This is a genomic window from Streptomyces swartbergensis (assembly GCF_002148965.1).
GTDB lineage: Bacteria > Actinomycetota > Actinomycetes > Streptomycetales > Streptomycetaceae > Streptomyces > Streptomyces swartbergensis.
Genome location: NZ_NGFN01000513.1, coordinates 1 through 4,162, shown reverse-complemented (window position 1 = coordinate 4,162; position 4,162 = coordinate 1). Strand labels below are relative to the sequence as shown.

General features: G+C 69.1%; 3 protein-coding genes. All 3 read right to left on the bottom strand.

Translation table 11 applies throughout. The annotated features are described in order from the left end of the window. Nucleotides 1-1,134 (bottom strand): AI-2E family transporter (locus CA983_RS41230; protein WP_086605785.1); only part of this gene is annotated, 1,134 nt, incomplete at its 3' end. A gap of 136 nt (nt 1,135-1,270) precedes the next feature. After that, nucleotides 1,271-1,972 (bottom strand): aggregation-promoting factor C-terminal-like domain-containing protein, encoded by a 702-nt coding sequence (locus CA983_RS41225; protein ID WP_208637161.1) that lies wholly within the window; start codon nt 1,970-1,972, stop codon nt 1,271-1,273. A gap of 419 nt (nt 1,973-2,391) precedes the next feature. After that, entirely contained in the window at nt 2,392-3,717 is a 1,326-nt protein-coding gene (gene phoH2 / locus CA983_RS41220) for an RNA 5'-3' helicase PhoH2 (RefSeq protein ID WP_086605783.1), read from the bottom strand. Nucleotides 3,718-4,162 lie beyond the last annotated feature (445 nt).

Sequence of the window (4,162 nt, the reverse complement as noted above, 5' to 3'; positions counted from 1 at the left end):
CCCCCCGCACGCCACGGACAGCACCACCGCCAGCGGATGCACCCGCACCGCCCGCCCCAGAATGAACGGTTGCAGGATGTGGCCCTCGATCTGCTGCACCGCCAGCACCACCGCCAGCGTCATGACAGCCGTGAACACCCCCTGGGTGACCAGCGCGACGACGACCGCCAGCGCCCCGGACACCACCGCACCCACCAGCGGGATGAACGCGAACAGGAAGATGAACACCGCCAGCGGCACGGCCATCGGCACATCGAGGAAGTAGATCCCCAGCCCGATGAAGATCGCGTCGATCAGCGCGACGATCACCGTGCCCCGCACATACGCCGTCAGCGTCCGCCACGCCGCGGGCCCGGCCCCGGCCACCCCGGGCCGCGCCGCCGCCGGCACCAGCTTCAGCGTCCACTGCCAGATCCGCTTGCCGTCGTAGAGCAGGAACAGCGTCGAGAACACCGCCAGCAGAATCCCCGTCAGCGCCTCGACGACGACCGTCACGCCCTCCAGCCCCGCCGAGGTGATCTGGTCGGTGTTCGCGCCGACCGCCTCCCGCAGGTTCTTGGCGATCTCGTTGATCTGCTTGTCCGTGACGTGGAACGGGCTGTTCAGCAGCCAGTTCCGCAACTCGTCGATGCCGTCCTGGATCTGGCCCGAGAGGTCGTCGATGTTCTCCATGACCTGCCAGGTCACGAACCAGCCGATGAGTCCCATGACGACGAAGCCGAGGATCGCCGTGAGCGCCGTGGCCGGCCCGCGCGGCACCCCCAGCCGCCGCAGCCGCGCCACCGTCGGCTGGAGGATCGCGGTGATGAGCAGTGCGCTCGCGAACGACAGCACCACCAGCTGGACGGCGCTGATGATCCGCGTCAGCACCCACAGCGTGCCGGCGAGGACGAGCAGCCGCCAGCCGGCCTCCGCCGCGACCCGCACCCCCCACGGCACGGCCAGCGCGGGATCGGGCCGTGCGGGAACGTCGGGCGCGTAGTCCGGGGGCGGCGGCACGTGTTCGTCGGGCGATGTCCGGGACTCGGATTCGTCCCGCTCCCGTTCGGCCTCGGCGCGGCGTTCGTTCCACCGCTCGCTCATCTCGGTCAGTCCGGCACCGAGCCGGCCGAGCCACCCTGGCACTCGCGACATGATCCGTCCTTTTCCCCCGTCTCTCCGCACCACTCCCCCCTGGAGTCGTCCGTCAAGACCGTACATGGCGCGAGCCCCTCACCGTGCGACGGTGAGGGGCTTGCGCTGAGGATGGCTGCGGCTCAGGGCCGCGGGCTCAGTACCAGTTGTTGGCCTGCCAGAACGACCAGGCATCACACGGGCTGCCGTAGCGGTCGTTCATGTAGTTCAGGCCCCACTTGATCTGGGTGGCCGGGTTGGTCCGCCAGTCGGCACCGGCAGAGGACATCTTGGTACCGGGCAGCGCCTGGAACATGCCGTAAGCCCCGGAGGAAGGGTTGACCGCCTTGTAGTTCCAGTCGGACTCGTGGTCCACGATGTTGCTGAAGCACTGGAACTGACCCGCCGGCACCATCTGCCGCGCCATCGCCTGGATCTGCGCGATGGAGTAGGAGGTCGCGACGGGGAAGTCGGAGATGTCCTTGGAGCGGCTCGCGGCCTCCTTGGCCTCCGCGCGCTCCTTGGCGGCCTTCTCGGCCGCGGCGGCCTTCTCGGCGGCTTCCTTCTTCTTGGCGATGGCCGTCTCGGCGGCAGCCTTGCGGGCGGCCTCCTCGGCGTCCTTCTTCGCGCTCGCGTCGGCGGCGATGGCCTGTGCGTCGGCCTGCTGCGTCAGCGACGCCGTCTGCACCTGGGCCTGCTGGCCCGCGGGAATGTCTGCGAGCAGCGTGGTGCCGCTGGCCGTCGCTTCGGCGTCGTTGTTCTGCGCGGTGCTGCCCGAGGCAACGCCGACGACGCTTCCGACAGCGGTGACCGCCGTGGCCGAAGCCACTGCGAGTCCCCGGACCGAGATCCGGCTCACACGGTTTTCCTTCCAGCATCGCCCGCTTCGGTGACCCTCGCGGACGCAATCGTGCCCCTGGCACTGGCCTCCCCAACTGCGGGTCACGGGAGGCACGGGCCCGGTGGGCAACTCCCCCGTGGGGAGTGCCGCGTGGTACTCGGGCGGCATACGACATCGCTATGCAGTTGACGCTGTGCTTTTAGTGGTGCCGTACCGCTGGGGGTACAGGTGTGTCGTATGCGGGGCCTGACAGGAGTGAGACTCTGCCGCAACTCGACGGGGCAAGGCAATTCCGAGTTGCGTGTGAAAGCTCACATCCCGTTTGACGCGGGAGATTCACACAAACGCCCACACGCGAAGGCGCCGCCCGGCTAGGCTCTTCGCCTTTCCGGACGGCGCCAACTACTGCGCAACCGCCACCGTTTGGGGCAGGACGGTCAGATCTGCCCGTCTTCGAGCATTTCGGTCACAAGAGCGGCGATCTGCGACCGCTCGGACCGGGTCAGGGTCACATGCGCGAACAGCGGATGCCCCTTCAGCTTCTCGACGACGGCGACGACACCGTCGTACCGGCCGACCCTCAGGTTGTCCCGCTGGGCCACGTCATGGGTGAGAACCACCCGTGAATTGGCCCCGATCCGGGACAGAACGGTAAGAAGTACGTTCCTCTCCAGCGACTGTGCCTCGTCGACGATCACGAACGCGTCGTGCAGCGAACGGCCGCGGATGTGGGTGAGCGGCAGCACCTCCAGCATCCCGCGGGCGGTGACCTCCTCGATGACCTCCCGGCTGGTGACCGCCGACAGCGTGTCGAACACCGCCTGCGCCCAGGGGCTCATCTTCTCCGCCTCGGTGCCGGGCAGATAGCCGAGCTCCTGCCCGCCCACCGCGTAGAGCGGACGGAAGACCATCACCTTCTGGTGCTGACGGCGCTCCAGCACCGCCTCCAGACCCGCGCACAGCGCCAGCGCCGACTTGCCGGTGCCGGCCCGGCCGCCCATCGACACGATCCCGACGTCCGGGTCGAGCAGCAGGTCCAGCGCGATCCGCTGCTCGGCGCTGCGGCCCTTGATGCCGAACGCCTCACGATCCCCCGGTACGACACGGATGTTGCCCTCGGGCGTGACCCGCCCGAGCGCCTTGCCGCGCTCCGACTGGATCATCAGGCCCGTGTGCACCGGCAGGTCGGCGGCCTCGGGGACGTAGACGCGCCCCTCCTCGAAGAGGATGTCCACCTGTTCGCCGGGCAGGGTCAGTTCGGACATTCCGGTCCAGCCGGAGGAGTCCGTGATGGCGAGTTCCGCGCGGTACTCCTCGGCGAGGAGTCCGACGGAGGACGCCTTGATCCTGAGCGGGAGGTCCTTCGACACGACGGTGACGTCGAACCCCTCGGCCTGCAGGTTGCGGGCGACCGCGAGGATGCGGGAGTCGTTGTCCCCCAGGCGATAGCCGCTGGGCAGCACGCTGGGGTCCGAGTGATTGAGCTCGACACGGACGGTTCCGCCGAGGTCCCCGGTCGGAATGGGGGCATCGAGGCGGCCGTACCGCACCCGGTAGTCGTCGAGCAGGCGCAGGGCCTGCCGGGCGAAGTAGCCGAGTTCGGGATGGTTCCGCTTGGCCTCCAGTTCCGTCACCACGACGATGGGAAGCACGACCTCGTGCTCGTCGAAGCGGCTCAGGGCGTTCGGGTCGGCCAGCAGGACGCTGGTGTCGAGAACGTAGGTGCGCCGGTCGGGCTTGTGGCGCTTTGTGCTGGTCACCACGGAAGGACGTACCCCCTCGGATGAGGTCGGGGAGCGACGGAGTGGAGCTGGACCGGTCGTCGGCCGCCCTGCGCGGGCCGAGAACCGGCCCTCCGCCTCTTCGTCCGTGCTGTGACCGCACGATCGGGCTGGTGCAAAGGGCCTCCCGGGCGGACGGCCCCGTGCCGTCCGCTGAGATCCGACACCCGGGGTTCGGGCGTCGACCTGACTGGCTTATGCCCTCGAACGAGCGTCGCCATGCCACGGCATATGACGGCGGGCCGGTGAACTCCGTGTTACGCGCGTCTTCGGAGAGGTATCGAGGGGTACCGGGAAGGTTTGCGACGTGCGGTGACCGCGGTGCCGGGCGGCATGGGGGGTGCCGCGAAGTCTCACGGCTGGCGTAGTGCGCCGGAGTGTGTTTCAGCCGCCGTGGCGCCGGTGGCGGGCGGGGTAGCGCCGGTGG